Source organism: Pseudomonas sp. PB3P13 (assembly GCF_054897735.1).
Genome location: NZ_CM142702.1, coordinates 3,991,806 through 4,018,343 on the forward strand (window position 1 = coordinate 3,991,806; position 26,538 = coordinate 4,018,343).

General features: G+C 58.5%; 30 protein-coding genes. 9 read left to right on the plus strand and 21 right to left on the minus strand.

Translation table 11 applies throughout. From position 1 onward, the window contains the following. Positions 1–438: 438 nt before the first annotated feature. The 7 genes from ACYZT1_RS18285 to ACYZT1_RS18315 are packed head-to-tail and all read left to right on the plus strand — an operon-like array spanning position 439 to position 6,709. Positions 439–1,278 (plus strand): FliM/FliN family flagellar motor switch protein, encoded by an 840-nt coding sequence (locus ACYZT1_RS18285; RefSeq protein WP_462016069.1) that lies wholly within the window; start codon positions 439–441, stop codon positions 1,276–1,278. After that, positions 1,275–1,646 carry a flagellar motor switch protein FliN gene (gene fliN, locus ACYZT1_RS18290; protein WP_462016070.1) on the plus strand — a complete coding sequence of 124 codons (372 nt, stop codon included), beginning with the start codon at positions 1,275–1,277 and terminating at the stop codon, positions 1,644–1,646. The genes ACYZT1_RS18285 and fliN overlap by 4 nt, the downstream gene beginning before the upstream one ends. Positions 1,647–1,681: 35 nt before the next feature. Continuing rightward, a complete protein-coding gene (gene fliP, locus ACYZT1_RS18295; protein WP_462019277.1) occupies positions 1,682–2,410 on the plus strand; it encodes a flagellar type III secretion system pore protein FliP in 729 nt (242 codons plus the stop codon). Next, positions 2,410–2,682 (plus strand): flagellar biosynthetic protein FliQ, encoded by a 273-nt coding sequence (locus ACYZT1_RS18300; protein ID WP_462016071.1) that lies wholly within the window; start codon positions 2,410–2,412, stop codon positions 2,680–2,682. The genes fliP and ACYZT1_RS18300 overlap by 1 nt, the downstream gene beginning before the upstream one ends. Before the next feature lie 4 nt (positions 2,683–2,686). Then, entirely contained in the window at positions 2,687–3,490 is an 804-nt protein-coding gene (gene fliR, locus ACYZT1_RS18305; RefSeq protein ID WP_462016072.1) for a flagellar biosynthetic protein FliR, read from the plus strand. Continuing rightward, positions 3,480–4,610, plus strand: coding sequence for a flagellar type III secretion system protein FlhB (gene flhB, locus ACYZT1_RS18310; protein ID WP_462016073.1), 1,131 nt, complete (start codon positions 3,480–3,482; stop codon positions 4,608–4,610). The genes fliR and flhB overlap by 11 nt, the downstream gene beginning before the upstream one ends. Positions 4,611–4,612: 2 nt before the next feature. Then, positions 4,613–6,709, plus strand: a complete 2,097-nt coding sequence (locus ACYZT1_RS18315) for a flagellar biosynthesis protein FlhA (RefSeq protein ID WP_462016074.1) — start codon at positions 4,613–4,615, stop codon at positions 6,707–6,709. Positions 6,710–6,958: 249 nt separating this feature from the next. Here ACYZT1_RS18315 and ACYZT1_RS18320 read toward each other — a convergent pair whose 3' ends face one another. From ACYZT1_RS18320 to flgB, 12 genes are read right to left on the minus strand one after another with little or no spacing between them, the layout of a single operon-like run. Continuing rightward, positions 6,959–7,999, minus strand: coding sequence for a hypothetical protein (locus tag ACYZT1_RS18320; RefSeq protein ID WP_462016075.1), 1,041 nt, complete (start codon positions 7,997–7,999; stop codon positions 6,959–6,961). 14 nt (positions 8,000–8,013) lie between these two features. Then, complete coding sequence (gene flgL / locus ACYZT1_RS18325; RefSeq protein WP_462016076.1) at positions 8,014–8,919, minus strand: flagellar hook-associated protein FlgL; 906 nt, start codon at positions 8,917–8,919, stop codon at positions 8,014–8,016. Between the two features lie 37 nt (positions 8,920–8,956). Next, positions 8,957–10,324 carry a flagellar hook-associated protein FlgK gene (gene flgK, locus ACYZT1_RS18330; RefSeq protein WP_462016077.1) on the minus strand — a complete coding sequence of 456 codons (1,368 nt, stop codon included), beginning with the start codon at positions 10,322–10,324 and terminating at the stop codon, positions 8,957–8,959. Beyond that, complete coding sequence (locus ACYZT1_RS18335; RefSeq protein ID WP_462016078.1) at positions 10,321–11,322, minus strand: lytic transglycosylase domain-containing protein; 1,002 nt, start codon at positions 11,320–11,322, stop codon at positions 10,321–10,323. The genes flgK and ACYZT1_RS18335 overlap by 4 nt, the downstream gene beginning before the upstream one ends. A 10-nt stretch (positions 11,323–11,332) precedes the next feature. Continuing rightward, positions 11,333–12,436: a flagellar basal body P-ring protein FlgI gene (locus tag ACYZT1_RS18340; protein ID WP_462016079.1), complete on the minus strand. Its 1,104-nt coding sequence runs from the start codon at positions 12,434–12,436 to the stop codon at positions 11,333–11,335. A gap of 15 nt (positions 12,437–12,451) precedes the next feature. Next, a complete protein-coding gene (gene flgH, locus ACYZT1_RS18345) occupies positions 12,452–13,114 on the minus strand; it encodes a flagellar basal body L-ring protein FlgH (RefSeq protein WP_462016080.1) in 663 nt (220 codons plus the stop codon). A gap of 8 nt (positions 13,115–13,122) precedes the next feature. Continuing rightward, positions 13,123–13,908 (minus strand): flagellar basal-body rod protein FlgG, encoded by a 786-nt coding sequence (gene flgG / locus ACYZT1_RS18350; RefSeq protein ID WP_462016081.1) that lies wholly within the window; start codon positions 13,906–13,908, stop codon positions 13,123–13,125. 19 nt (positions 13,909–13,927) lie between these two features. Further along, positions 13,928–14,656: a flagellar basal body rod protein FlgF gene (locus tag ACYZT1_RS18355; RefSeq protein WP_462016082.1), complete on the minus strand. Its 729-nt coding sequence runs from the start codon at positions 14,654–14,656 to the stop codon at positions 13,928–13,930. A gap of 9 nt (positions 14,657–14,665) precedes the next feature. After that, a complete protein-coding gene (flgE, locus tag ACYZT1_RS18360) occupies positions 14,666–15,850 on the minus strand; it encodes a flagellar hook protein FlgE (protein ID WP_462016083.1) in 1,185 nt (394 codons plus the stop codon). Beyond that, positions 15,840–16,574, minus strand: a complete 735-nt coding sequence (locus ACYZT1_RS18365; protein ID WP_462016084.1) for a flagellar hook capping FlgD N-terminal domain-containing protein — start codon at positions 16,572–16,574, stop codon at positions 15,840–15,842. The genes flgE and ACYZT1_RS18365 overlap by 11 nt, the downstream gene beginning before the upstream one ends. Beyond that, positions 16,574–17,002, minus strand: a complete 429-nt coding sequence (gene flgC / locus ACYZT1_RS18370; RefSeq protein WP_462016085.1) for a flagellar basal body rod protein FlgC — start codon at positions 17,000–17,002, stop codon at positions 16,574–16,576. Before flgC ends, ACYZT1_RS18365 begins: the two co-directional genes overlap by 1 nt. Positions 17,003–17,007: 5 nt before the next feature. Continuing rightward, positions 17,008–17,364, minus strand: a complete 357-nt coding sequence (gene flgB, locus ACYZT1_RS18375; RefSeq protein ID WP_462016086.1) for a flagellar basal body rod protein FlgB — start codon at positions 17,362–17,364, stop codon at positions 17,008–17,010. Between the two features lie 169 nt (positions 17,365–17,533). Between flgB and flgA the strand changes: the two genes are divergently transcribed. Then, positions 17,534–18,280 carry a flagellar basal body P-ring formation chaperone FlgA gene (gene flgA, locus ACYZT1_RS18380; RefSeq protein WP_462016087.1) on the plus strand — a complete coding sequence of 249 codons (747 nt, stop codon included), beginning with the start codon at positions 17,534–17,536 and terminating at the stop codon, positions 18,278–18,280. Between the two features lie 47 nt (positions 18,281–18,327). Here flgA and mltG read toward each other — a convergent pair whose 3' ends face one another. The 9 genes from mltG to ACYZT1_RS18425 all read right to left on the minus strand — a co-directional run bounded on the left by mltG (position 18,328) and on the right by ACYZT1_RS18425 (position 25,669). After that, positions 18,328–19,506: an endolytic transglycosylase MltG gene (gene mltG / locus ACYZT1_RS18385; RefSeq protein ID WP_462016088.1), complete on the minus strand. Its 1,179-nt coding sequence runs from the start codon at positions 19,504–19,506 to the stop codon at positions 18,328–18,330. 3 nt (positions 19,507–19,509) lie between these two features. Further along, complete coding sequence (gene pabC, locus ACYZT1_RS18390) at positions 19,510–20,325, minus strand: aminodeoxychorismate lyase (protein WP_462016089.1); 816 nt, start codon at positions 20,323–20,325, stop codon at positions 19,510–19,512. Then, a complete protein-coding gene (fabF, locus tag ACYZT1_RS18395; protein WP_462016090.1) occupies positions 20,325–21,569 on the minus strand; it encodes a beta-ketoacyl-ACP synthase II in 1,245 nt (414 codons plus the stop codon). The genes pabC and fabF overlap by 1 nt, the downstream gene beginning before the upstream one ends. A 108-nt stretch (positions 21,570–21,677) precedes the next feature. Then, entirely contained in the window at positions 21,678–21,914 is a 237-nt protein-coding gene (acpP, locus tag ACYZT1_RS18400; RefSeq protein ID WP_462016091.1) for an acyl carrier protein, read from the minus strand. A 191-nt stretch (positions 21,915–22,105) separates the two neighbouring features. Beyond that, positions 22,106–22,849 carry a 3-oxoacyl-ACP reductase FabG gene (fabG, locus tag ACYZT1_RS18405; protein ID WP_462016092.1) on the minus strand — a complete coding sequence of 248 codons (744 nt, stop codon included), beginning with the start codon at positions 22,847–22,849 and terminating at the stop codon, positions 22,106–22,108. Positions 22,850–22,865: 16 nt separating this feature from the next. Continuing rightward, the gene (fabD, locus tag ACYZT1_RS18410) at positions 22,866–23,804 is read right to left on the minus strand and encodes an ACP S-malonyltransferase (protein ID WP_462016093.1); all 939 of its coding nucleotides are present in this window, start codon (positions 23,802–23,804) and stop codon (positions 22,866–22,868) included. A gap of 126 nt (positions 23,805–23,930) precedes the next feature. After that, entirely contained in the window at positions 23,931–24,941 is a 1,011-nt protein-coding gene (gene plsX / locus ACYZT1_RS18415) for a phosphate acyltransferase PlsX (RefSeq protein WP_462016094.1), read from the minus strand. 4 nt (positions 24,942–24,945) lie between these two features. Then, positions 24,946–25,128, minus strand: a complete 183-nt coding sequence (gene rpmF / locus ACYZT1_RS18420; RefSeq protein ID WP_008152339.1) for a 50S ribosomal protein L32 — start codon at positions 25,126–25,128, stop codon at positions 24,946–24,948. A 13-nt stretch (positions 25,129–25,141) separates the two neighbouring features. Beyond that, positions 25,142–25,669 carry a YceD family protein gene (locus ACYZT1_RS18425; protein WP_462016095.1) on the minus strand — a complete coding sequence of 176 codons (528 nt, stop codon included), beginning with the start codon at positions 25,667–25,669 and terminating at the stop codon, positions 25,142–25,144. 105 nt (positions 25,670–25,774) lie between these two features. Here ACYZT1_RS18425 and ACYZT1_RS18430 point away from each other — a divergent pair, with 105 nt between their 5' ends. Next, positions 25,775–26,353, plus strand: a complete 579-nt coding sequence (locus tag ACYZT1_RS18430; RefSeq protein ID WP_462016096.1) for a Maf family protein — start codon at positions 25,775–25,777, stop codon at positions 26,351–26,353. The last annotated feature ends 185 nt before the right edge of the window (positions 26,354–26,538 follow it).

The window sequence follows — 26,538 nt, forward strand, 5'->3', positions numbered from 1 at the left end:
TTATACCTGCCATAGGGATCGCCACTTTCGAGCGTCGGAACAACCGTGCCCAAGTACCATTGAGTGCACTTGTACACAGTTCCCAACTGTTCACCGCGTGAATTTGCCTGGCCAGCCATAGACGACCAGGCACTTGGAAGCCCGCGTTCTTGCGATGAAAAAAACTCTAATCGCTGGGCCGGCACAGCGGAAATCAGTAATCCTCAAAACTGTTCAAAATTTCTCTCAAACGACGATTTGACACCTTTTGATTTAACAGCGAAGGCCCCGGTTTCTATACTCGCCGACTCTTAGCTGTTCACCCGTCTGCCTCGCCGTTTACCTCGCAGGCCACCCACGGGTCAATGATGATTCCAGGATTCGAATCACCTGCCCCAATCGCCAGGAACAGTTAGCAAGAATGCAAAACGGCGAAATTTCAGGAATACAGTACTCACCATGAATGGCCATAAGAAAGTTCTGCATCGGGTGCCTGCCGAGCAACTCACGTTTTTGAAACCGCAGAAACTTGGGCGGCACTACCATAAAATTCCGGCTTATATAAAGGAACTGACCGGCAAATACCCCGCCGTCATCAGTGATTACGTGCTGACCCATTACCGTATCAATATAGAACTGTGCGAAGTTCGTATAGACGAAAATTTCAGCGCTACGCCGGAATGCCGCTATCGCTCGGCAATCGGCAAGATCGGTTTCAGCATTGATCGGCCGTTGCTCAGCGAATTGCTGGAAAGTTATTACGGTGGCACCACCCTCCCCTCTCAGGACGCACCACCGGTGAGCACCTCGGAAGATCGCATGCGTGCACGGCTGGGTGTCGACATTGCGAAGATCTGGACGCGGATCATGCTCGGCGGCGTGGCGTTGCAGCACATTGACGCTTCAGTCAGTGCCTATGAAGAAATCCACTGGGGCTATCGCGTCGAATTTTCCTATCGCAGCCAGGCCAGCGGCAGCGTGTCCTGTATCTGTCTATACCTGGACGGCGCCGTCATTGACGAGCTCACTCGAAAGGTGAGCGATGCAAACCCTGCCACGGCTGCCGAACCCACGGTGCAGCGAATTCACGATCTGCCCGTACAACTTCACTGCATCCTGGCCAGAGCCCAAATGCCACTGGGCAGCGTGCTGGCCCTTCGGCCCGATGACATTGTGCTGATGCGGTTACTGGATCGCTGCGAAGTCCATATCAAACAGCAAAAGCTGTTCCACGGGGCCATTTCCGAAAGCGACGGTTCCCTGTTCCTAACTTCCCTGGATAGTGTGAAAAGCCAATGACCACCTCCGTTTCCGATGCCGCCTTCGACGACTTGCTCAACGACCCCGACCTGGGCTTTGAGGTCGAGACAACGCCAGCCGTTGCGGAGCCCATCGCCCCATCGCTGCCCCAGCAGGACTTGAAGTTTTTCGGCAATATTCCGGTAAATGTCACCCTTGAAGTCGCATCGACGGAAATCTCCCTGCGCGAACTGATGGACGTCGATGCGAGTAGCGTTATCGTTCTGGACAAGCTGGCCGGTGCCCCGCTGGACGTCAAAGTCAACGGAGCGCTGTTTGCCAAGGCCGAAGTGGTGGTAGTCAACGGCAACTACGGCCTGCGGATCGTCGAACTGAGTGGCTCGAACTTGAGTGACCTGGCCGGATGAACAGGTTCACGCGACACCTGATCGTCTGTCTGGGAATGCTGGCCCTGTCGCTTCCACAGTACGCATGGGCCGCGGGGGGAGATATTGCGCTCTTCAATCTCGATGACAGTGAAACCGGTCAGGTGTTGAGCATCAAGCTGCAAATCCTGATCATGATGACGTTGCTGGGCTTTTTGCCGGCCATGCTGATGATGATGACCTGTTTCACCCGCTTTATCATTGTCCTGGCCATCCTGCGCCAGGCCATGGGCCTGCAGCAAAGCCCACCCAACCAGATACTGATTGGCATCGCCCTGTGCCTGACGATGCTGGTGATGCGGCCGGTCTGGCAAGAGATCTACCATGACGCGTACGAGCCCTTCCAGAACGATGCCATCTCCATGGACCAGGGCCTGCAAGTAGCGAAGAAAAGTCTCAGCCGCTTCATGCTCGCGCAAACCCATAAAGCTTCACTGGAAACGATGGTCACCCTGGCCGGTGAAGAGCTGCCGGCCAACCTGGACGACCTGGACTTTTCCCTGTTGCTGCCCTCATTTGTGCTGAGCGAAGTGAAATCGGCGTTCCAGTTGGGGTTCATGATTTTCTTGCCGTTCCTGGTGATCGACCTTGTGGTCGCCAGTGTGCTGATGGCGATGGGCATGATGATGCTGTCGCCGATGATGATTTCCCTGCCGTTCAAACTGATGGTGTTTGTATTGGTGGATGGTTGGACGCTGCTGATGGGGACGCTGACGTCCAGTATCCAGCCGTTTGGGGGTGCCTGATGCTGACTCCTGAAATTGCCGCAGGCCTGGTCAGCAATGCGATCCTGATTACCGGGCTGATCGTTTGTGTGCTGGTGGTGCCAAGCCTTTTGGGTGGACTGGTAGTGAGCGTGTTCCAGGCGGCCACGCAAATCAACGAACAGATGCTGAGCTTTTTACCCCGGCTATTGATCACCCTGGGTATGCTGATTTTCGGCGGCCACTGGATAATCCGTACCCTCAGCGACCTGTTTGTCGAAACCTTCAAGCAAGCCGGTAAGCTGGTGGGTTGACCAGATGCCCGCCTCCGAACCCCTGATGCAAGCCAGCCAATACCTGCATGCACTGCAAGGCTACTGGTGGCCGTTCTGCCGGCTGATGGCGGTGTTCAGCACCGCGCCGCTATTCAATCACAAAGGCATGTCGCGACAGATTCGAGTGCTGCTGGCGTTGGTCGTGACGGGGGCTGTCGCCGGCGCGCTGCCGCCGGCGCCGGCCATTGACCCACTGTCTGCCCAAGGCGTGTTGACCGCCCTGGAACAGGTGGTCTTCGGGCTGATCCTCGGCCTATCCCTGCAACTGGTGTTCACCGTGTTCAGCGTGGCCGGTGAAGTGGTGTCGGCCCAAATGGGCATGAGCATGGCCCGCTATAACGATCCGGTTAACGGCGTGTCGTCGTCATCTATCGTTTACCAGCTGTACTTCCTCTTACTCGCGTTTCTGTTCCTTGCCATTGACGGGCACTTGCTGACCCTCAGCGTGCTGTACAAAAGTTTCATCCATTGGCCCGTGGGCAGCGGTTTGAACCATCAGAGTTTTGCGACCTTCGTGCAAGGCATCGCCTGGGTCTTCAGTGCCGCTGTATTGCTGACACTGCCCATGGTGTTCTGCATGGTGCTGGTGCAATTCTGCTTTGGCCTGCTCAACCGCATTTCGCCCTCGATGAACCTGTTTTCCCTCGGTTTCCCGATCACCATCCTGCTGGGGTTGTTGTGCATTTACCTGTCGATTCCGAATCTGCCGGAACACTACCTGCACCTGACCCGTGAACTGCTGGACACCATCGGGCTGATGATGCAGGAAAACACCGATGTCCAATAACAGCGCCCAGGAAAAAACCGAAGAGGCATCGGCGCAGAAGCTGCGTAAAAGCCGAGAAGACGGACAGGTCACGCGCTCAAAAGATGTGTCCACCGCGGTGTCGCTGCTGGCAACCCTGCTGATCCTCAAGTTCAGCTTCGTGAGCTTTTATGATGGGCTTCTGGAAAGCTATCGCCTGTCATTTGTGAACTTCAACTCCAGCGAAATCAGCCAGGAAGATTTGCGCCTGATACTGACCCACAACCTGGTGGTATTTATCAGGATGCTGCTACCGCTGCTGCTGACCAGCCTGTTGGTCATTGCGTTCTCGCTCGTGCCCGGTGGCTGGGTGTTTGCCGCGAAAAACTTCTACCCGAAGTTCAGTAAGCTCAACCCGATTACAGGACTCGCACGGATTGTCTCGGCGCAAAACTGGGTGGAATTGCTCAAGTCGCTGGCAAAAATCGCCCTGCTGGTTGCGGTGGGCTGGATGCTGGTCAGCGATGCCATTCCGCACTTGCTGGCGCTGCAACGGACAAGCTTGCCGACAGCCATAGGGGGTGCCTTCGCGCTGCTGTTCGACACACTGATAAGTTTGCTCGGAGTTTTCGTGGCTTTCGCACTGATTGATGTGCCCATCCAGAAGTACTTCTTTCTCAAAAAGCTGCGCATGACAAAGCAGGAGCGCAAGGAAGAACATCGCAACCAGGAAGGCCGTCCGGAAGTGAAAGCACGGATCAGGCAGATCCAGCGCCAGATGTCCCAGCGCCAGATCAGCAAAGTCATGAAAGACGCCGATGCAATCATCGTTAACCCGCAGCATTACGCGGTGGTGCTCAAGTACGACGTGCAGAAGGCCCAAGCGCCCTATGTGATTGCCAAAGGCGTCGATGACATGGCCCTGTACATCCGCAAAATGGCCGCGTCGCAAAACCTGGAAGTGCTGGAGATTGCACCCTTGGCGCGAGCGATTTACTTCACCACCCAAGTCAATCAGCAGATTCCCGCGTCGCTGTATGCCGCGGTCGCGCATGTGCTGACCTACATCCTGCAATTGAAGGCTTACAAAAGCGGGTTGCGTGCAAAACCGGAGTTGCCACGTAACCTGCCCATACCCGAACGCATGGCAAACAAGGCGTAATCATGAATCTACTGCACAACCTATTACCGACCTTGCGCAGCGGGCGCATCGGGATTCCGGTGGTCATCCTGTCGATCCTCGCGATGATCATTCTGCCCTTGCCGCCGGTGATGCTCGATGTCCTGTTCACCTTCAACATTGCCATGGCAATTCTGGTGCTGATGGTCAGCGTGTCATCGAAAAGTCCGCTGGATTTCTCGCTGTTCCCCACCATAATCCTGATCACCACCCTGCTGCGCCTTACCCTCAACGTAGCATCAACGCGCATTGTGTTGCTCGAGGGTCACACCGGCACCGGTGCCGCGGGCAAGGTCATCGAAGCCTTTGGCGAGGTAGTGATCGGCGGCAACTTCATCGTCGGCATGATCGTGTTCGTGATTTTGATGATCATCAACTTCATGGTGGTGACCAAGGGCGGTGAGCGGATTTCCGAAGTCACTGCGCGCTTTACCCTGGATGCCCTGCCTGGCAAGCAAATGGCAATTGATGCCGACCTCAACGCCGGACTGATTACCCAGGAGCAGGCCAAGCAGCGACGCCAGACCATCGCCAAGGAAGCAGATTTTTATGGTGCCATGGACGGTGCTTCGAAGTTTGTTCGCGGCGATGCCATCGCCGGCATTCTGATCCTGATCATTAACCTGTTCGGCGGTTTCGCCATCGGCATGTTCGTCTACGATCTGCCCGCTGGCCTGGCTTTCCAGCAGTACGCGCTGTTGACCATCGGTGATGGCCTGGTGGCACAGATTCCGGCCCTGCTGCTGTCGACAGCAGCTGCGCTGATCGTAACCCGGATTAATGAGTCGGCAGAGATCACCACCCAGGTGCGGCGCCAACTACTGGCCTCCCCGAGCCTGTTGTTTACCGTAGCCGGGATCTTGCTGGTGCTGGGCCTGGTGCCTGGTATGCCGCATTTTGCCTTCCTCGGTTTTGCAGCGGTTGTGGCGTTTCTGGCTATGTGCGTGATGCGATTTCAACCGCCAGCACAGGCAGATGAACTGGAGGCCGTGGATGCCCTGAACAGCGCCATGCAGCAGGAAGCCGCACAGGGCCTGGCATGGGAGGACATCCCGCATGTCGAGCGCTTGTCGGTGTCGCTGGGCTACAAACTGGTGGGCCTGGTCAACGAAGCTGCTGGTGCTCCATTAACCCAGCGCGTGCGCGGTTTGCGCCAGACGCTTTCGGAGTCCCTGGGTTTCCTCCTGCCGGAGATTCAGATCCGTGACAGCTTGCGCCTGAAGGCGGCCTACTATTCGATCCACATCAATGGCGAACAGCTCGACGGCGCCGAGTTGCATGCCGAGCGGTTGATGGCAATCCCATCGGCTGATTTATACGGTGAAGTGGACGGCATCCTCGGCATCGACCCTGCCTACCGCATGCCGGTGGTATGGATCCTGCCCACTGACAAAAGCCGGGCACTGAACCTGGGGTATCAGGTTATTGATTGTGCCGGGGTAATTGCCACACACCTGAACAAGGTCATCCGCGACAATCTGGCCGACATTTTCAAGCACGACGATGTCGACAGCCTGATGAAACGTTTGATCGAACAAGCCCCCAAGCTCGCCGAAAGCCTGAAAGCACAGTTGACCTATACCCAGCAGCATCGGGTGTATCGACAGTTGTTGGTGGAGAACATTTCCCTGCGCGATGTCGTAACGGTAGCCACGGCACTGGTCGAAAGTAGCGAAAGCACCAAGGACCCGGTGCTGCTGGCCGCCGATGTGCGCTACGCGTTGAGGCGCAGTATCGTCGCCAGCATTGCCGGGCGGCGTGAGGAGGTGAATGTGTTTGTGCTGGATAACGCTCTGGAAAATACTTTGCTCGGCGCACTGAGCATTGCCCAGCAGGCCGGCCCGGTTAGCCTGGACAGCGTCCCGGTGGAGCCCAACCTGCTCAACCAGTTGCAAAATGCGATGCCGGTAGTCAAGGAAAAACTACGCAAGGATGGCCATCCCCCGATACTGACGGTCATGCCGCAACTGCGACCATTGCTCGCACGGTATGCCCGAGTATTCAGTCCCGGCCTGCACGTGCTGTCACAGAACGAGATACCGGAAAACATCAGCGTCAACATCATCGGTACACTGGGATGACGGGCCGGCCTCGACACTGCGAGGCTGGCAACGCCATCGGATTCAGATCGGGGTGTCAGGGCGGGGCCAGATCAGCCACAGCCTTGACTTGAGCTTGGCAATCAATCGCGCATGATGGCTACGGACAGTCTGGGGACCCGCTAATGACATGCAGCCGTCTTCAGATATTCCTGCACCAAGGCAGGGAATATCTGCGACAAGAGCACCTCACCGGCGACTGCCCAACGATTGCGTACTGTGGAAGCGGTCTCAGGCCATCAGGCCCAGGACGGTGTGGCGAGAAATGTGGGACTGAGCCAGAATCATCTGCGCGACCCGCTTGAACTCCGCAGGGGATTCTCCGCGAGCGAACACACGACCGGCGAAGTCATGGGCCCAGCGCTTTTCTTCCTTGTTTTCTTGACGACCCAACTGGTCCAGTGCGTGGGCCTGCCGCTGGTTGAGCTGTTCGATCACGCCGTTAACACGTTGCAAACCTTGATTGGCGATGTGCAGCAACGGGCGGAAATCGATGCGCCCGTCCTCAGGCACGGGCAGCGGCGTACCCAGCAGGTTGTCTTCCTGACTGTGGATCGCGGTAAAACCGTCCTTGGCGAATAGTTTATCTTCGCCTTGAACCGAGATCTGCCCCTTGAGCTTGTTCCAGCGGGACTCGGGAGCCGAGAACCGCATGGCGCCATCTTCCCCCAGTTCGACATGCAATCCGGCCTGGGCCAGGCCGACATTGAAGCGGCGCAGGGTTTGCGTGTCACTCATCTCATCATCCAATACCACCGCCATCGGCCCCGGCAGATGGCGTCCGGCATTGAACAGCAGCGTTTCGCTGCCCGAAGCCTGTATGCCTTGCAGCGACTCCAGGCCCTTGATGCTGAAACGGCTGCGTTGCGGCTCCTCGAAGTTAACGGATAATTGCGCATCCAGGCTCGCGCCTGACAGGCGCGAGCGGCTGTCCAGCATCTCGTTGAGCCGGGTGACGGAACGGGCAATGCTCGCATTGGTCGGTGCAGTGTGGGCCGGACCATTGAGCGCGCGTTCCAGGTCACGCTTTAACTCACTCAAATGGGTGGCCAGCCGTCCCAGGTACACCCGGGCCAACTGTATGGACGATTGTTGTTGATTGAGCTCCAGCCCCCGGCTTGCCAGCGTGCCCTGTTGAACCGCTTGCTTCTTTGCCTTGGCCGGGTGGACGTCAGGCGCACGCCATTGAGCAGAGCCTTCGCGCGACTGCGGCCGGGGCCGCCGGTCAATATCGAATGAGGCGATGGCTGACCGCTCTTGAGTAATGCGCATCATGACTCCCGGAGTTACATCAAGTCGAACAGAGAAATGGTCGCCACCCGGCTATACACTTTCTGGCTGGCTTGCATCGCCAACTCATAGGCACTGACCTTGAGGAACGCGCCGCCCATGTCCAGATGCAAGAGATCACCCTGCACCTTCTGGTTGACCAGCGAGACATCTGCATTGGCCTCCGCCATCAGGGTCAGGGTGTTCTGTCGCCCGCCCATATCGGTAATCGCACCGAGGGTGTTGCCGTGGGTCACGTCCAACTGCTTCAGGGTGTCCTTGAGTTTCGCCAGGGTTGCCGGGTCCGAAGGTGCGGTCTTCAGGCTTTCGACCAGGGAGTGCAAATCGTTGAGCAGGTCAGCGTCAGGCCCCAGAATTTCCCTGGCGGTGACGTTGTCGCCAATCAGTACGCCGTTGCCCACTACTGCCTGGCGATGTTCATCATTGCCCGTCATCACGTACCGGCCGGTGACAGGGTCAAAGGTGACGGCCGGGCTGTCGGTGCGCGTGCCTGAAAACAGGTAATTGCCGGACTCGTCCTTGGCATTGAAAAAGCTGACGAGGCTGTCTTCCAGGCTCGATAACTGACTGGCGAACGCTGACATATCCTCATCGCTGTTACTGCCGCTGCTGGCCAGGAGCAGCAAGTCGCGGATGCTGCCCATTGCATCTGAACTCGATTGCAGATGGGTCTCCTGGATTCTGAGATTATCGGATACCTTGCCAATGTTGTCGTTGTATTGATTCAGGCCCGATTCCTCACGCAGGATGCGCATCAGCCGGGCAGCGGCGATCGGGTCATCCGAAGGCAGTTGAAGACGCAGGCCGGAGCCGATTTGCGATTGCAACCGGGCAATTGCTTCGGCATTGCGGTTCATGTTGCTGTGCATCATGGCACTGGTTTGGGCGTTGGAGATTCGCATCGCGGTAGACCTTTTGGTGGAGTCGAAAAAACGCGCTTCAAAAGGCCGCGATCATGGTGTCGAATAATTCGTTGGCCGTCTGAATGACTTTCATGTTGGCCTGCAACGCCTTGTTGTATTCCATAACGGTCTGAGCCTCTTCGGTGTCGCTCACTGCGCTGACGCTATCGCGCTGGCTCTGTGCCTGCTCGGCTACGGCGGTCGCCGACTTGAGGTCAGCCTGGTTCTGCCGGCTGGCACTGGCCACCTCGCCGAGCATTCCGCTATAGGCTTCGCCCAACGTGACGGAATTGCCGTCAATCGTGACCTTCAGGTTCTTGAGCTCGATCATTGCCAGAAGCACAGTATTGTTGCCCGGCTCACCGGCTACCCCGGAAAAAGCCAGCTCTTCGGGTTTCACATCATTCATCTGCAACAGCCCGGTAGCGCTGTCGGGGTTAAAACTGAGCAACGGCTTGCCAGGGTTGCCGGCCAGGTCATAGCCAGTGGCAAGGGTGTCATTGACCATAGTGGCCAAGGCGCCCGCCATTTCCTTGAGCTGCTGCTTGGCGGGCAATAGTTGGTTGTGCTCCACGTCATACAAGCCCCCGAAAGCGCCCCCCAGGTTGTCCTGTCGCAGCGGGAAACTGGTGCCGGCGAAACTCAGCGACACTTCCTGCTGACCTGCCGCGTTAGTGGTGACGGTTAGCTGGCCTGCCGTGTTGCCGGACACCAAGGGCTGGCCGTTGGGCAGCGATACGGTCAAAGATCCGTCCGCAGCCTCGTTGACCCGCACGTCGGCGTATTTGCTTAACTCGCCTACCAGCAATTCGCGATGGTCGCGCAGGGACGAACTGTCACCACCGGTGGATTGGGCTTCGACAATTTTCTGGTTGAGCAACGCCAGGTTGTTGGCCAGGCCGTTGATCTCGTCGCCCATGGCCGAGCGCTGTTTATGCAAGGCATCAATCTGATTGCTGATATTGGAAGTGAGGCCGTTGAAGCGCTGGGTGAGATTTCTTGTCTCCGCCAGGATCTGCTGGCGCAACGGAATGTCACCCGGCCGGTCGCTGGCCTCACTGAGGGCCGCGTAGAAGTTGTCCAAACCAATGCTTATATTCGAGCCTTCGCCGGCCATCATCCCTTCCAGGGAACTCAGGTAATCCTGGCCTGCCTGGTAGTAATTCATATCGGTAGTGGCGCGCCATAACTGCTGAGTCTTGAAATCGTCACTCATGCGCCGCACCGCAGTCACCGTGACTCCGCCGCCGACCTGCTGATCACTGGTGCCGGCGAGCGACCCCATGACCGTGGTCAAGCGGCTGTAGCCCGGAGTGAACATATTGGCGACGTTCTGTGCCGAGGTATTCAGGGCGATCTGGGCGGCTGCCATGCCCGAGTAGCCAATCTGGCTCATGATGCTCATGATTCAATCTCCTTGCGCACTATCCACATGTTCGGGGCGAAGGCCGCCGAGCGGAATGCGGGGGTGTGGTTGGCGGTGGAAGTCACCGCTTCAGGATCCAGAGCGACCGAATCAACCGAGGACTTAAGCGACTCCTGTAAACGCCCGTCCCGCACAAGCCCGGCCAGAATGCTGCGGGTGTATTGACGCGTCTCCTTGAAGGGAATGCGCTCAACCCATTGTTGTTCAGTGATCACGCCATGGCGCGGATCGCCATTGACCTTGAGCCATTCATCCACCCGGCCGGGGCCGGCATTGTAGGCAGCCAGCGCCAGGGCGGTAACTCCGTCATAGCGTTCGATCAGCGAGGTCAGGTAGGTCGTGCCCAAGCGTTTGTTGTAGGCCGGATCGGTGGTCAGGCGGTGCTCGCTGTAGGGCAGGTTGAGCCGCTCGGCCATCTCACGGGCAGTGCCTGGCATCAGTTGCATCAAGCCACGGGCGCCCTTGTGGGAGATCGCTGCGGTCTGCCCGCCAGATTCATGTGCGATAACCTGAGCGACCAAAGCCTTGAGCCCGGCCGCGCCACGCTCCAGACGTTCTACACCGCGTTGCCAGGTAGCCACGATCGGCGTCAGCAAGCTTTCACCAAGAGGCGGGGGTGCGGCGGCGGGCGGCAAATCATGGTGCGGCTTCTGGACGCCAGGCTGTGTTGACAGCGCATCACTGCGCGACAGTTGCCTGACCAGCATGCCAGCGATCCCCGACTCGCGGCGCGTGGCCAGGGTGTCCGCCAGCGCCTCATCATGAAATTCGCGCAGCGTGTCGGACTGCCGGCTCCGCGTGAAGCTGCCCTCGGACAACACGTCGCCGGCCTTGCGCATTTGCTTGAGGATCTGCTGCAAAAACATCGCCTCGAATTGCTCGGCGGCGGCCTCCAGACGCGCCTGCCGGGCCACGGCAGGATCCTGCGCAGTGGTCTGGGGCGCATTGCGGTGTTGTGAGATATTGATAATGCTCATAAGGAACGGCCTAAATCACAATCAGTTCGGCGTTCAATGCGCCAGCTTGTTCCAGGGACTGGAGGATGCTCATTACATCGTCCGGCGTCGCGCCAAGGCTGTTGACGGTCTTTATGATGCTGTCGAGGTCAGCCCCCTCGGGCCAGGCAAACATCGCGTTGCGCTCTTGGGTAACGTCAACGTCCGAGCGAGGCACCACGGTGGTCTCCCCGCGCGAAAATGCTCCCGGCTGGCTGACCTGAGGCGTTTCACTGATGGTTACGGTCAACGTGCCGTGGGACACCGCCGCCGCCTTGACGCGCACGCCCTGGCCGACCACCACGGTGCCGGTGCGGCTGTTGAACACCACTTTCGGACGGGACCTGCCCTCTTCCACGTCGATCATTTCAAGCATTGCCATGTAGTTGATACGCTGGCTGCTGGACACCGGAGCCCGCACTGAAACCTTAGTGGCATTCAGGGCCGTGGCGCTGCCTGCGCCAAATCGCCCCTCAACCGCCGCAGCGACTCTGCTGGCGGTCTGGAAGCTGGGTTGGCGGATGTTAAGCATGATGTCGCTGCGCTCGCTGAAGTCGCTGGGGATCATCCGCTCCATGGTGGCGCCGTTGGCGATCAAGCCAGTGTTGGCACTGTTGATCGCCACACTGGAGCCACTGCGCCCCTCAGCCTTGAGACCACCCACCACCAGCGCGCCTTGGGCCACTCCGTAGACTTCGCCATCTATCCCTGAAAGCGGGGTCATCAAGAGTTGCCCGCCTCGCAGGCTTTTCGCATCACCCAGGGATGAAACCGTTACGTTCACCGTCTGGCCCACGCTGTAGGACGGCGGAACGATGGCCGTCACCGTGACCGCCGCGACGTTTTTGAGCTTGGGGTCGACGTTGGGCGGCAGGTTGACACCAAACTGCTTGATCAGATTGGCCACTGATTGACTGGTGAACCTTACCTGGTTCTTATCCCCCGTTCCGTCCAGGCCCACTACCAGACCGTAGCCAATCAACTGGTTGCCGCGGATGCCTTCCACATCGACCAGGTCCATCAATGGTATGGCCCGAATCGGCGTCATATACAGCAACGCACCGGCCGCCATCAGGATGTTCAAAACGCATCGCATAAGAGGGGTTTCCACTCACATGGGGAATAACGGGTGGGTGAAAAAGCGTGATAACCAGCCCGCGGAATTGCTGTCATTGAGTACCCCGCGCCCAGCGTAAGAGATCCGGGCGTTGGCTACGCTCTGCGAGGACACCTGGTTATAGCGATTGATATCGTCCAGGCGCACAAGGCCAGCCAGGCGGATGAACTCGTCACCCTGGTTCAGCCGCAACGACTTCTCGCCCTTGACCAGCAAGGTGCCGTTGGGCAGCACCTTGTGTACCGTGACTGCAATGGCGCCACGCAAGGTGTTCTGTTGAGAGCTTTTCGCAGCCCCGTCAAAATCCCGCGAAGCTGCCGCCGATGTTTCCAGCTTGGGGTAGGCCTTGCCAAGGACAGTCGGCGCTTCAATGCCGATGCTTGAGTTCTTGCCAAAACTGGTCCCGGCACTTTTGCTCGACTGCGTGGATTCATCGAGCACAATGGTCAGGATGTCGCCCACACGCAAAGCCCTCTTGTCCTGATACAAGGAGCCTGCATAACCGCTACGGTAAAGCCCGCCGCCCTTGGCGGGCGGCAAGTTGTAATCCAGAGGCAGCGGCTCATAGGCGCTGGAGTCTTCGTCGGGCAACATTTCGACGAAACTCTGGCAACCGCACAGGCCCAATGTCAGCGACAGCAGGATAACGTTACGCATCAGCCTGCTCAGACCGTTTGATTGAGGAACTGCAGCATGCCGGACGAGGCATCCAGTACCTTGGCATTGGCCTCATAAGCACGCTGGATCGCCATCATCGCGACCATGGCTTCCACCACTTCGACGTTCGAACCTTCCAGCTGTCCTTGCTTGATCGTACCAAGCCCGTCCTCCCCGGCCACGCCTTCGACCGGCTCACCGCTGGACACCGTCTCCTTGTACAGGTTGCCGCCCAGAGCTTGCAGGCCAGACGGATTAGCGAAGTTGACGAGAGTGATTTGCCCCAGTTCCACCGGCTCGGTGCTGCCAGGCAAAATGACCGTGACGATGCCGTCCGTGCCGACCTTGAAGTTATTGTGGCCCACCGGCAGCTCAATCGCTGGCGACAGCGGCAAGCCCTGCGTATTGACCAGCAACCCCTCGCCGTTCATCTGCAGCTGACCGCTTTCGGTGTAGTAGATCTCGCCATTGGGGGCTTCTACCTGGAAGAACCCCGGACCGCTGATGGCCAGGTCCATGGGCTGGCCGGTAGCCTGGGTACTGCCCTCGGTGAACACCTTTTGCGTGCCGACGACACGTACCCCACTGCCCAATTGGATGCCCGAAGGTACGGTGTTGACCTCATCGGCCTGGGCGCCCGGCGGTACTTCAATGGTGTAGAACAAATCCTCGAACACCACCCGGTCGCTCTTGAAACCCGTGGTGTTGACGTTGGCCAGGTTGTTGGCCACGGTGGACATGGCTTTGTCTTGTGCAGCCAAGCCGGTTTTGCTGATCCAGAGTGCAGAACTCATGTTTATTTCCTGACGGGCATCAACTGCCGCGAATCATGCTGTTACCCGCCGTGGACAGGTCCTCGGCGGCTTTCATCATTTTGACTTGGGTTTCAAACAGCCGGCTCAAGCTCATGGTGCCGACCAGTTGATCGATTGCCGAAACGTTGCTGGACTCAAGAAACCCCGAGGCCAGGGTCACGTTTTCATCCACCGGCGCCGGTGCGCCGTCCCGGCTGACCAGTAGCCCTGCGGTATTTTTCTGCAACTGCGCCGCCGGCAGGTCCACCAGCTTGATCCGGTCGACTTCGACCATCAGTGGCTCGCCCTTGGGCAGTACCGAAATCCGGCCATCGACGGCTATGTGCAGCGTCTCGAATTCCGGCAGCTCGATGGCACCACCCTCGCCCAGCACGGCCCGGCCATTGATGGTCAATTGCATCCCGGCATCGACCTGCAGACTGCCGTGGCGGGTATAGGCCTCGCCGTCGGCGCCCTGCACAGCAATCAGCCCCGGGCCCTTGATCGCAAAGTCCATCTCCCTGCCCGTAGCCATCAGCGCCCCGGGCGCCATGCTCACTCCATTGCCCCCGCCCAGTGCCAGATGGCGGCTGTCGTAGCCATAACCCTGAACCTGCACATCGACCGCTTGCTCAAGGTCGGCACGAAAGCCGGGTGTGTTGACGTTGGCCAGGTTGTTGGAGCGCACGCCCAGCGCAGTCATGGTACGGCTGGCGGCGGTCATTGCCGTATATCCCAAACGGTCCATGGATCAGCCTCAGATCGCGCTGAACAGCACTTGCGTGAGTTCTTTGTCGGTGGACAGCACCTTGCTGTTGGCCTGGTAGTTGCGTTGACCTTCCATCAGGCCGACCAGTTGCTGAGTCATGTCGACGTTGGAGGTTTCCAGCGCGCCAGCCTTCAGGTCGCCGAACAAACCGCTTCCAGGAACCCCAATCAGCGGGTTGCCCGATTCACCAGTCGCGCTCCAGCGGGTCGCATCTTCGTTTTTCAAGCCGTTCATATTGGCGAAGTTGGCCATCACCACCTGCCCCTGGAGCAAACGCTCACCGTTGCTGTAAGTGGCGTAGACCTTGCCGTCGTTTTCGATCTTGACCCCGGTATTCTCTCCGGCTGCGTAGCCAGTCGGATCGTTGGTGGTCACGACAAAATCCGAAGCGTTCTGGGTGCTGCGGGCATAATCAATATCAATGCTCATCGTCTCGGCGCCCGCCAGCGCAAAGCTGATGTTGACTGGAGTCAACGGCGACACCAGGCCACCACTATTGTCGAATTCGATCGGTTCCGGGCCGCCCACCTTTTCGCCATCGACGTAGTAATGGACCGCCCACTCGTTGTCAGCGGTTTTCACGAAGTACTGGGTCAGGGAGTGCTGCTTGCCCTTGGAGTCGTAGATCGGGGTCGTCTGAGAGTCGGTGTAGGTGTCGATATCGTCCGGATCAAAAGGCACGGTGATCGGATCATTGTTGTCATCAAGGTTAGCCACGAATTTGATGGCATCGGTGGCCTTGGCTGGCAGGTTGGCGGTTTGCAGACGCAAGTCGCCCACGGTGCCTATCATCAAGTTGCCAGCAGCGTCCACCGGATAGCCTTGCAGGTATTGGCCAGAGGCATCCGTGAGGAAGTTATCGCTATCCTTGCCGAAAGCGCCGGCGCGGGTGTAGCTGATATCTCCGGAAGGACTGCGGGTGACGAAGAAGCCGCCTCCGGAAATCGCCAGGTTCAGCGCGTTACCGGTGGCTACGTGAGAACCACCAGTGCTCATGCTTTGTGTCAGCCCCAGCACGCCGACACCCATCGCCTGGGTACCCGAATACAGGCTGCCGAACTCGGTGCGGGAGGACTTGAACCCGACGGTGCCGACGTTGGCGATGTTGTTACTGATGGTATTGAGTTGTTCGGTGACCGCATTCAAGCCTGTCAGGGCAATGTTAAAACTCATGGCGTTGTCCTTGTGCAAATTGATTGAGGGAGCGTGGAGCGTCATTGCCCCGAGGCGGCATCATCAGGTTGGCGAACAATGACGCCTCGCTGAACTCGGTAATTTCATAGAACGGAACAGACCCGACCCCGGCCACATCGAGCACCGGACCATCAGCCCCCAGGCGGACGCTGTTGACCTTGCCCTTGACTTCCACCTCCAGGCTCTCGTCGCTGGCGGATTTGACTTCAATGTCGTATTTGCCCGGCTTGAGACCCAGGGCCACCGGATCGATTTCGAACTCCACGCGCCCCGGCTCGCTGGCGGGTAGCGGGATCTCCGTCTTCACGCCGTTGGCATCGGTGAGGATCGCCACCAACTCATTGGCACTGTGCTCAAGGTTGACTTCGGCCTGAACTGGCTGATCACTCAGGTCCAGTTCGTCAGCGCGCACTTTGACCGTCTGCCCCACCAGGCTTGCAGCGCTGAGGTATTGCAGGTTTTCCAGCAAGACCATGTTGTTCTGGGTCAACAGTGACATTTTCTCCAGACTCTGCACTTGGGACATTGAGGCGAACTGGCTGAGAAACTCGCTGCTGTCCACGGGCTTGGTCGGGTCCTGGTTACGAATCTGCGCCACCAACAATTGAATGAAGGTGTTTTGCATCTCGCTGGCATCAGATCTGGGCATAACCGGGTCGCGAGCCTGCCGGTTGCCGTAAGTATCGTTTTGCACCGCACTCATCAGGCTTCTCCCAGCTTGAGCAAACCTTGCTGCATGCTCTTGATTCGATTCAGGACTTCAACCCCGGTTTCAAAACTACGGGTGGCCGACATCATGTCGGTCATTTCCTCGATCTCGTTTATATCCGGGTAGAACACATGACCGCTGCGGTCGGCCAGTGGGTGGTCGGGCTCATAGCGTTTTTTTGCCTCGCGTCCGGCGGTCACCACATCCAGCACCTGCACATGCGCGCCGCCCATGCCGACACCGCGGGTCAACTGGTTGTTTTCATAGATGGCAGCAAACACTGGCTTACGCGCCTGGTAGACATCCTTGGCGTTAGCGGAAGCCGAATCGGCGTTGGCCAGGTTGCTTGCCACGGTATTCAGGCGCACGGTCTGCGCGTTCATCGCAGAGCCGGCAATCTGGTAAATCGCATCAAAAGCCATAGTCGTCAGCGTCCTTCTATTGCCTGCTTGAGGCCACGGAATTTCATGTTGAGAAACGTCAGGCTGGTCTGGAAATCCGAGGTGCTCTTGGAGAAGGCAGCCTGCTCCACACTCAGCTCAACCGTATTGCCGTCCTGGGATGGCTGGGATGGCACTCGGTATTGCAATTGCGCGTGGGTGCTGTCTCCGAAGCGCGGCACCGCATCGTGGCGCCGCATTTCACTGGCGAAATCCAGGTCGCGTGCCTGGAAGCCCGGCGTATCCTCATTGGCGAGGTTTGCCGCCAGAATTTCACTGCGCTGCATGTGCAACCCGAGAGCACGCATGTGCACACCCATCGCGTCTTCTATCCGTATACTCATTGCCAGACACCATTGATCAAGTTCAGCTCGATGCAGTGAGTGCAGGATCTGTGCCCAGACAAAAAATTTGCTCAACTGGCTGATTTATAAGGTTTTTATGAGCATTGAAAAGAACAACAGCACGCGCTTGCTTCCGCTTTCAGCGCGATGGACAGCCTTAGGAGGAAGCGTGGTTTCCGCACTCGCGCTTGTGTTGTCGCTGACGTCATCCCCTGCCATGGCAAGCGAGACACTGGCCGCCCAAATCGACCAAGCGGTCCAGCGACACCTGAGCCAACGCCTTGCGCGACAGGCCGAGCGCGAAGGCTGGCGCGGCATGCGCTGGAGCAAAAAAGGTGTGGTCCTGCCCAACGAGGTTCCTGGCCAGCCTTGCACCCTGCCCCTGCAAGTGCACGATGAAAACGACAAGCCTCCAGCCCTGACCCGACAGCGCCTCACCGTGCAGTGCCCCGGTTCGCAAGGCTGGAAGCTGGTCGTTACTACTCAGACCAACGTCTTCGTCCAGGCAGTGGTCACAACCCAGGTACTGGAGCGCGGGCAGGCCATCACTTCGGCGATGCTGGAGCAGCAGGAGGTCAACCTTGGCAAGCAACGCCGGGGAGTGATCGCATCAATTGAAGACGTCACAGGTCTCAGTGCCAAACGCCGCATCCGTGCGCAGCAAGTGCTCAGCACCGACATGCTCGTCTCCCCCTGGCTGGTACGTCGCGGTGACAAAGTCAAGGTCACCGCCCGCCAGGGCGAGATACAGGCAGCCATCCAGGGGCTTGCCATGGAAGATGGGCGTTTGGGCGCCGTGGTAAGGGTGAAGAATCCGGGGAGCGGGAAGATTATCGAGGCCAGGGTGACGGGGGCCAGGGAGGTTACCAGTACGCTCGAAGGGGAGCGGGCGTCCACTGAGATGGACAAACCCTGAACGCCCGCATTGCACTGGACGTCATCTCCCTACCTTTATTGCGCGCCTTACTGCATGGGGGTATTCGGCTCGACCGTTGAGTCAGGCTCGGCGGCAGGCGCAGGCACTTGCGGCAAGGCCTCGGGATCGGGATTTGGCGAAGCCGCCGGCATCGATTCTTCGTCATCCGCCGCCGGCTCTGCTCCGGCCGGTTGCGGGGCCGGGCTGGAGCGATAGTCGGCGCGGCGTTTGAGCTGGTACTCGCGCACCGCGTTGTTATGGGCGTCCAGGTCGTTGGAGAACACATGGCTGCCGTCACCGCGGGCGACAAAATACAGGCTGTTGCCTGCCACCGGATTCAGCGCCGCGTGGATCGCTTCGCGGCCGACCATCGCAATCGGCGTCGGCGGCAGACCGGAAATCACATAAGTGTTGTAGGGCGTCGCTTCCTTGAGGTGCGCGCGGGTCAGCTTGCCATTGTAGCGATCACCCAGGCCATAGATCACGGTGGGATCGGTCTGCAACAGCATGCCCATCTCCATACGACGCACAAACACGCCGGCGATCTGCCCACGCTCCTGGGGCACACCGGTTTCCTTTTCGACCAGCGAAGCCATGATCAGCGCCTGGTAAGGCTCGGTGTACGGCACATCGGCAGAGCGCTGCGCCCACTCTTTGGCAAGCACCTCATCGAGGCGATCATAGGCTTTTTTAAGCAGCTCGACGTCCGTCATGCCCCGCACGAAACGGTAGGTATCAGGGAAGAAACGACCTTCCGGGAAAATTCCGTTATGACCGAGCTTCTCCATGACCTGGCTATCGCTCAAGCCATTCAGGGTCTGTTCGAGTTTTGCCTCTTTGGCCAGGGCAGCGCGGACCTGATGGAAATTCCAGCCTTCCACCAGGGTCAGGCTGTACTGAACCATTTCCCCGCGCTTCCACAAATCGATCAGACCTTCGACGGTCATGCCGGGCAGCATGCGGTATTCGCCACTGTGCAAGGGTTGTTGGGCCAGATTGAAGCGCCAATACACACGCAGCCAAAACGAATCCTTGATGACGCCGTCGGCTTCAAGTCGGATCAGTGTGCGGTTCGGGGTCGTGCCTTTTGGCACTTCCAGCAGTTCTTCCTGGGCGACATTCAGCGGCTGTTCCAGCGCTGAATGAATTTTCCAGGCTGAAGCCCCCAACAACAACCCTGCCAGAACCAATCCGGTTTCCAGCAGCAGCAAGAATTTACGTCTCACGTATCAAGCATCCAATAGCGTACGGGCAATGGTTTGGAGTTTACGGGTGACCGGCCCAACCGGCCAGCTCAGTGCTGCAAAGGCGCGCACCGGCCAAATGCCATAAACGCTGTTGCAGACGAACACCTCATCGGCCCATTGCAGGTGTTCCAAGGAGATATCGGTGATTTGCGTCGGGATTCCCGATGACTTGGCTTGAAACAATAATTCCGCACGCATCACGCCGGCAACACCGCAGCGCTTGAGGTCGGCAGTGATCAGGACGCCATCGCGGACCAGGAACACATTGCTGAACACCCCTTCGATCACTCGCCCGGCCAGATCGAGCATCAGCCCTTCGGCATGCTCGGCATCTTGCCATTCGGCGCGGGCGATGACTTGTTCGAGACGATTCAGATGTTTGAGCCCCGCAAGCAGTGGTTGCCTGCTGAGGCGCGTCGCGCATGGAAAAAGACGCACGCCCTGCTCGGCGTTCGCCGCGGGATAGGCGGCAGGCGAATTGCCTTGCAAGATGCGACGGGCCTGTGCCGAGGGATCCGGCGCATAACCCCGAAGGCCATCACCGCGAGTGACAATCAGCTTGAGCACGCCATCGCTCAGGGTTCGGGCGTAGGTCACCAGCTCAGTGGCCATTGCGGCGTGATCGAGATTGAGCGCCAAACGCCGGCAACCTTCATGCAGACGCTCGAGATGCCGCTCCAGCAGCACCGCTTTGCCATTGCGCACAGCAATGGTCTCGAACAGACCATCCCCGTAAGCCAGGCCGCGATCCTTCAGCGACAGCGCATCAGCCGGCTGACCGTCGACCCAGCAGTCCATCAGCCAGCGAACCGGCGGAACACCAGCGAGCCGTTGGTCCCACCAAAACCGAAGGAGTTGGAGAGCACCACATCGATGTCCATATTGCGCGCCGTGTGCGGCACGAAATCGAGATCACAGCCTTCGTCCGGCTCATCGAGGTTTATGGTGGGCGGTGCCACCTGGCTGTTGATCGCCAGCACACTGAAAATGGCTTCAACCGCCCCCGCCGCCCCCAACAGATGGCCGGTCATGGACTTGGTCGAGCTGACGGCCAGTTTGTAGGCATGATCGCCGAACACCGACTTGATCGCGCAGGCTTCAGCGAGGTCGCCGGCCGGTGTCGATGTACCGTGGGCGTTGATGTACTGAACCTGATCACTGTTGATTTTGGCATCGCGCAGGGCATTGGTGATGCAGCGTGCAGCGCCTGCACCGTCCGCCGGCGGCGACGTCATGTGGAACGCATCGCCACTGGTCCCGAAGCCGATCAGTTCTGCGTAGATAGTCGCACCGCGCGCTCTGGCGTGCTCGAGCTCCTCAAGGACAAGAGCACCAGCACCGTCGGACAACACAAAACCGTCACGGCCCTTGTCCCATGGACGGCTGGCGCGGGTCGGCTCGTCGTTGCGGGTCGACAATGCACGGGAGGCACCGAAGCCGCCCATGCCCAGACCACAGGCAGCCATTTCGGCGCCACCGGCAATCATCACGTCGGCTTCGTCGTACATGATGTTGCGCGCCGCCATGCCAATGCAGTGTGTACCCGTGGTACACGCGGTAGCGATGGCGTAGTTGGGTCCCTGTGCCCCCAAGTGGATGGACAGGAAACCGGAAATCATATTGATGATCGAGCCTGGCACGAAAAACGGAGAGATCCGTCGTGGGCCGGAATCATGCAGGGTGCGGCTGGTTTCTTCGATATTGGTCAGGCCACCGATACCCGAACCCATGGCCACGCCAATGCGCTCACGGTTCGCGTCGGTGACTTCAAGACCTGCGTTGCGCACAGCCTGAAAACCTGCTGCCAGACCGTATTGAATGAACAGGTCGAGCTTGCGTGCCTCCTTGACCGACAGGTATTCCTCGACATTGAAGCCCTTTACCGAGCCGCCAAAACGGGTGGAATAGGCAGAAAGGTCGGTGTGTTCGATCAGACCAATGCCACTACGGCCAGCCAGAATGCCCTGCCAACTGCTCGGCACATCCGTGCCCAGTGGCGACAACATACCCATACCGGTGACTACGACGCGTCTACGCGACACAGCACTCTCCTTTTTCAAATGACGACTTTGCATCGGGCCTAAAGAAAAAACCGCACGCCATGATGGCAGTGCGGTTTTTCCATGACAGCTAGCAACGATTACAGGCAATTAAGCCTGGTGGGCAGTAACGTAATCGATTGCAGCTTGTACAGTAGTGATCTTCTCAGCTTCTTCGTCAGGGATTTCGGTCTCGAATTCCTCTTCCAGAGCCATCACCAGCTCAACGGTGTCAAGGGAGTCGGCACCCAGGTCTTCAACGAAGGAAGCATTGTTGATCACTTCTTCTTCTTTAACGCCCAGTTGCTCGGCAACGATTTTCTTGACGCGCTCTTCGATGGTGCTCATACCTTGTTTTCACTCCTAATGGACAAATTCAGGCAGCTGGCCAGTGGGTAAGTGTATAGAAAGCCTTTTCGGTTTTTCAACTGAAAGCTTCACTCCTCAAACCCTGATGCCCTCTGCCTATAAATAGATTGCAGCTTTATAACGGATTTTAGACAGCTCGTATGACATTTTTTTGAAACGATCCGTCACATTTAACTCATGTACATCCCGCCGTTCACCGGGATTGTAGCCCCAGTAACGTAAGCCGCACCGTCGGATGCAAGAAAAGCGACCACAGACGCGATCTCTTTGGCTTGCCCCAGACGGCCCAGCGGAATCTGCGTCTGCAAGGCTTCACGCTGCGCCTCGGGCAGTTCGCGGGTCATATCGGTGTCGATGAACCCAGGGGCCACCGAGTTTACCGTAATCGAACGCGAACCGACTTCACGCGCCAGGGCACGACTGAAACCTTCCAGGCCGGCCTTGGCGGCAGCGTAGTTTACTTGGCCTGCGTTGCCCATGGCACCCACAACCGAACCAATACTGATAATTCGTCCCCAACGGGCTTTGGTCATGCCCCGCAAAACACCCTTGGAGAGGCGGAACAGACTGTTCAGGTTGGTATCGACAACGTCATGCCACTCGTCGTCTTTCATGCGCATCATCAGATTATCGCGGGTGATACCGGCATTGTTGACCAGGATCGCCGGTGCACCGAACTGCTCCTGAATGCTCGACAACACAGCAGCGACTGATTCATCGCTGGTGACATTGAGTGCCAGGCCAGTGCCTTGGATACCGTTTTCCTTCAGGGTCGCTGCGATGGCTGCGGCGCCCGAAGCGGAGGTCGCGGTGCCGACAACGATGGCGCCCTGACGACCAAGTTCAAGGGCGATGGCCTGACCGATGCCGCGGCTGGCGCCGGTGACCAATGCAACTTTACCTTGCAGACTCATGCAAGTTTCTCCTGATTCAGGCCAGCGCTGCACGAGTGGCAGCGAAAGCGTCTGGGGTATTGAGGTTGGAAGTCGACACGCCTTCGGCGCAGCGCTTGTTCAGCCCGGCGAGCACTTTGCCCGGGCCGCATTCGACCAGTTGGGTCGCGCCCTTGGCAGCCAGTGCCTGGACCGATTCGACCCAGCGCACCGGCTTGTAGAGCTGCTCCAGCAAGTCGCGTTTGAGGGTTTCGAGATCGGCCGGTACGTCGGCGCTGACGTTTTGCACCACCGGAATCTGCGGGGCCTGCCAATTGATCGCAGCGATCGACTCAGCGAAACGCTCAGCTGCCGGACGCATCAATTCGCAGTGCGAAGGCACGCTGACCGGCAACGGCATGGCACGCTTGGCCCCACGTGCCTTGCAGCCTTCAATGGCGCGCTCGACGGCGGCCTTGGCGCCGGCGATCACCACCTGACCAGGCGAATTGAAGTTGACGGCGCTGACCACGTCGCCTTGCGCCGCTTCGGCACAGGCGGCCAACACGTCAGCGTCTTCCAGACCAAGGATGGCAGCCATGCCGCCCTGCCCGGCCGGAACCGCTTCCTGCATCAGCTGACCGCGACGCTCCACCAACTTCACGGCATCACCCAGACTCAGGCTGCCAGCGGCGACCAGTGCGCTGTATTCGCCCAGACTGTGACCGGCGACGTAAGCGGGACGCGCGCTCCCCTCGGCCAGCCACAGACGCCACAAGGCGATCGAGGCGGCCAGGATGGCCGGCTGGGTTTTATCGGTTTGATTGAGTTGCTCTTCCGGCCCTTGCTGGGTCAGCGCCCACAGGTCGTAACCGAGCGCATCGGAAGCTTCTTTGAATGTGTCGAGGACAATCGGATGTTGCGCGCCCAACTCGGCCAGCATGCCGAGGGACTGCGAACCTTGTCCTGGAAAGACGAATGCGAGGGAAGCAGACATGTAACAAGCCCCTAATGATCTTGTCGTCGTAGAAATGACGCCCCGCCGTTGGGGACGAAGAAAACTGACAGTTGGATGGCCAACCGATGAAAGCGGTCACATTTAAGCATTGTCCGACGAAAACGCCTAAAGCAACAAATCCTCCAGACGACCGTGAATTCGCTCGGGCAGGTTTTCCTGAATCTCGATCAACGCACGCGAAATCGCACTCTGAAAGCCCTGGACGCCTGCCGAACCATGGCTTTTTACCACAATCCCCTGCAGCCCCAGAAAGCTCGCACCATTGTGCCGAGCAGGCGCGAGATCGGCTTGCAGGCGTTTCATCAGCGGCAGCGCCATGGCGCCGACTACTTTTGAAGCAAAGTTTTTGTTGAACAGGGCGTCGATGCGCCCGGCGATCATGGTCGCCAGGCCTTCACTGGACTTGAGCAGGATATTGCCGACAAAACCGTCACACACCACCACATCCGCTTCGCCGCGGTACAACCCATCACCTTCAACGAAACCGATGTAGTTAATGCCCCGGGCGCTCTGCAGCAAGGTTGCCGCCAGTTTGACCTGCTGATTGCCCTTGATGTCTTCGGTACCGATGTTCAGCAACGCGACCCTCGGACGAATGATGCCCAAGGTCTGCGCCGCGACCGAGCCCATCACTGCAAACTGCAACAGATGCTCGGCACTGCAATCGACATTGGCACCCAGGTCGAGCAACTGGCAATAGCCCTTCTGCGTTGGAATAGCCGCAACCATGGCCGGCCTGTCGATGCCCGGCAAGGTCTTGAGCACGAACCGTGACAACGCCATCAACGCGCCGGTATTGCCGGCGCTCACACAGGCCTGAGCCTTGCCATCGCGCAGCAACTCAAGGGCCACGCGCATCGACGAATCAGGCTTGCCGCGCAAGGCCTGCGCGGGCTTCTCGTCCATGGTAATCACTTCAGCAGCCGGCATGATCGACAGGCGCGAGCGATCCACAGCCGACTGGCCGCAGAGCAATTCTTCAAGTATGGAAGGTTGACCGACGAGGGTCAGGTGCAGCGAGGGCGTAGCAGACAGGCAAGCAAGGCTGGCCTGAACAATGTTGCGGGGACCGAAGTCCCCGCCCATTGCGTCAATCGCGATGACTTGAGCGGACAAGGAATTACTCGTCAGCGCCCTTGTCGATCACTTTACGACCACGGTATACGCCTTCTGGCGATACGTGGTGACGCAGGTGAATTTCACCGGTGGTTTTTTCTACGGACAGAGTGCTTGCCGTCAGGGCGTCGTGCGAACGACGCATGTCACGGGCAGAGCGGGATTTTTTGTTCTGCTGAACAGCCATAATTGATTAACTCCTAAACGTTTGGGTCACGCTTTAACTGCGCCAATACACTGAACGGGTTGGACCGCGTTACCTCGTCCTCGCTCGGTTCGGGCTCATCGAGACCCGCCGGCTGCTGGCATTCTTCCGGATGATGAGCAGGCACAATGGGCAAGGCGAGCAAAAGCTCCTCCTCGATCAGTGACTGCAGATCCAAAGGATCTTCGCCCAGTTCCAGCACGTCATAACCTTTCGGCAACGACTGGGTATTCGCACCCTCCTTCACCACAGCGTAACTGCATTCACTGTGGATCGGCAGGGTGACCAGCTCAAGACAACGCTGGCAAACCATTTTGACTTCGGTGTCGATAAAGCTATGGATGACCACAGATTTACGTTCATCTCGTTCAAAAACAAATTTGGCCTGCACCTTACCGACAGTGTCGGAAAGCGGGTCGCAGAGTCTCTCCAAATCGGCCAGCAGCAGTTCACCTTGAAGGGTGGTGCCACGGTCAGCCAATTTGCGCGGGTCAACGTGAGGTGGAATCGGGTCATTCAACATAGGCGCAGCATTATAGGGATGCACCCGGCCATGTCAAAGGAAATTCAGCCCTGTCCGTCACCTGGAAGCGTCGCTAGAATTCGCCCCTGACCTTTGGAGATGCGCATGCTGCCTTTATTACTCGCTTCCAGCTCGCCCTATCGCCGGGAATTGCTGACCCGCCTCCAGTTACCGTTCATCTGCAGTTCGCCGGATATCGATGAAAATCATCGCCCGGGCGAGTCAGCCATTGAGCTGGTGAAGCGGCTGGCCAGAGAAAAAGCCCAGGCTCTGTCGGGCAGCCACACCGCACACCTGATCATCGGCTCCGATCAGGTCGCGGTACTCGATGGACGCATTATCGGCAAACCCCACACGTTCGAGAAGGCCCGCGAGCAATTACTCGCCGCAAGTGGCGCCAGCGTGACATTCCTGACCGGTGTTGCCCTGTTCAACAGTCAAACCGGCGCGTGCCAGGTTGATTACGCCCCGTTCACCGTACACATGCGTACGCTCGACACTGATCGCATCGAACGCTACCTGCGTGCCGAGGAGCCCTACGACTGCGCAGGCAGCTTCAAGGCCGAAGGGTTGGGTGTGAGTCTGTTTCGCGGCACCGAAGGCGCTGATGCCACCAGCCTGATCGGCCTGCCGCTGATTCGCCTGATCGACATGCTGTTGGCAGAGGGTGTGCAGATTCCGTGAAGATCAAAAGATCGCAGCCTCGTTGCACTCGACAGCTCCTGCCTGGACTGCACGCATCTTTAGGAGCTGTCGAGGACCTGGTAGCAGCTGGCGAAGCCTGCGTCCGAGTGCGCAGGCTTCGCCAGTTGCTACAAAAGGTTTGTGCAACAAAACCGACCAGGTCGGCCGGCTTGTTGTGACGCTAT

Excerpts from the sequence above, each read along its gene's own strand:
- ACYZT1_RS18285 (WP_462016069.1), top strand. The coding sequence starts at position 439 with ATGAATGGCCATAAGAAAGTTCTGCATCGGGTGCCTGCCGAGCAACTC.
- fliN (WP_462016070.1), top strand. The coding sequence starts at position 1,275 with ATGACCACCTCCGTTTCCGATGCCGCCTTCGACGACTTGCTCAACGAC.
- fliP (WP_462019277.1), top strand. The coding sequence starts at position 1,682 with ATGCTGGCCCTGTCGCTTCCACAGTACGCATGGGCCGCGGGGGGAGAT.
- ACYZT1_RS18300 (WP_462016071.1), top strand. The coding sequence starts at position 2,410 with ATGCTGACTCCTGAAATTGCCGCAGGCCTGGTCAGCAATGCGATCCTG.
- fliR (WP_462016072.1), top strand. The coding sequence starts at position 2,687 with ATGCCCGCCTCCGAACCCCTGATGCAAGCCAGCCAATACCTGCATGCA.
- flhB (WP_462016073.1), top strand. The coding sequence starts at position 3,480 with ATGTCCAATAACAGCGCCCAGGAAAAAACCGAAGAGGCATCGGCGCAG.
- ACYZT1_RS18315 (WP_462016074.1), top strand. The coding sequence starts at position 4,613 with ATGAATCTACTGCACAACCTATTACCGACCTTGCGCAGCGGGCGCATC.
- ACYZT1_RS18320 (WP_462016075.1), bottom strand. The coding sequence starts at position 7,999 with ATGCGCATTACTCAAGAGCGGTCAGCCATCGCCTCATTCGATATTGAC.
- flgL (WP_462016076.1), bottom strand. The coding sequence starts at position 8,919 with ATGCGAATCTCCAACGCCCAAACCAGTGCCATGATGCACAGCAACATG.
- flgK (WP_462016077.1), bottom strand. The coding sequence starts at position 10,324 with ATGAGCATCATGAGCCAGATTGGCTACTCGGGCATGGCAGCCGCCCAG.
- ACYZT1_RS18335 (WP_462016078.1), bottom strand. The coding sequence starts at position 11,322 with ATGAGCATTATCAATATCTCACAACACCGCAATGCGCCCCAGACCACT.
- ACYZT1_RS18340 (WP_462016079.1), bottom strand. The coding sequence starts at position 12,436 with ATGCGATGCGTTTTGAACATCCTGATGGCGGCCGGTGCGTTGCTGTAT.
- flgH (WP_462016080.1), bottom strand. The coding sequence starts at position 13,114 with ATGCGTAACGTTATCCTGCTGTCGCTGACATTGGGCCTGTGCGGTTGC.
- flgG (WP_462016081.1), bottom strand. The coding sequence starts at position 13,908 with ATGAGTTCTGCACTCTGGATCAGCAAAACCGGCTTGGCTGCACAAGAC.
- ACYZT1_RS18355 (WP_462016082.1), bottom strand. The coding sequence starts at position 14,656 with ATGGACCGTTTGGGATATACGGCAATGACCGCCGCCAGCCGTACCATG.
- flgE (WP_462016083.1), bottom strand. The coding sequence starts at position 15,850 with ATGAGTTTTAACATTGCCCTGACAGGCTTGAATGCGGTCACCGAACAA.
- ACYZT1_RS18365 (WP_462016084.1), bottom strand. The coding sequence starts at position 16,574 with ATGAGTGCGGTGCAAAACGATACTTACGGCAACCGGCAGGCTCGCGAC.
- flgC (WP_462016085.1), bottom strand. The coding sequence starts at position 17,002 with ATGGCTTTTGATGCGATTTACCAGATTGCCGGCTCTGCGATGAACGCG.
- flgB (WP_462016086.1), bottom strand. The coding sequence starts at position 17,364 with ATGAGTATACGGATAGAAGACGCGATGGGTGTGCACATGCGTGCTCTC.
- pabC (WP_462016089.1), bottom strand. The coding sequence starts at position 20,325 with ATGGACTGCTGGGTCGACGGTCAGCCGGCTGATGCGCTGTCGCTGAAG.
- acpP (WP_462016091.1), bottom strand. The coding sequence starts at position 21,914 with ATGAGCACCATCGAAGAGCGCGTCAAGAAAATCGTTGCCGAGCAACTG.
- fabG (WP_462016092.1), bottom strand. The coding sequence starts at position 22,849 with ATGAGTCTGCAAGGTAAAGTTGCATTGGTCACCGGCGCCAGCCGCGGC.
- fabD (WP_462016093.1), bottom strand. The coding sequence starts at position 23,804 with ATGTCTGCTTCCCTCGCATTCGTCTTTCCAGGACAAGGTTCGCAGTCC.
- rpmF (WP_008152339.1), bottom strand. The coding sequence starts at position 25,128 with ATGGCTGTTCAGCAGAACAAAAAATCCCGCTCTGCCCGTGACATGCGT.
- ACYZT1_RS18425 (WP_462016095.1), bottom strand. The coding sequence starts at position 25,669 with ATGTTGAATGACCCGATTCCACCTCACGTTGACCCGCGCAAATTGGCT.
- ACYZT1_RS18430 (WP_462016096.1), top strand. The coding sequence starts at position 25,775 with ATGCTGCCTTTATTACTCGCTTCCAGCTCGCCCTATCGCCGGGAATTG.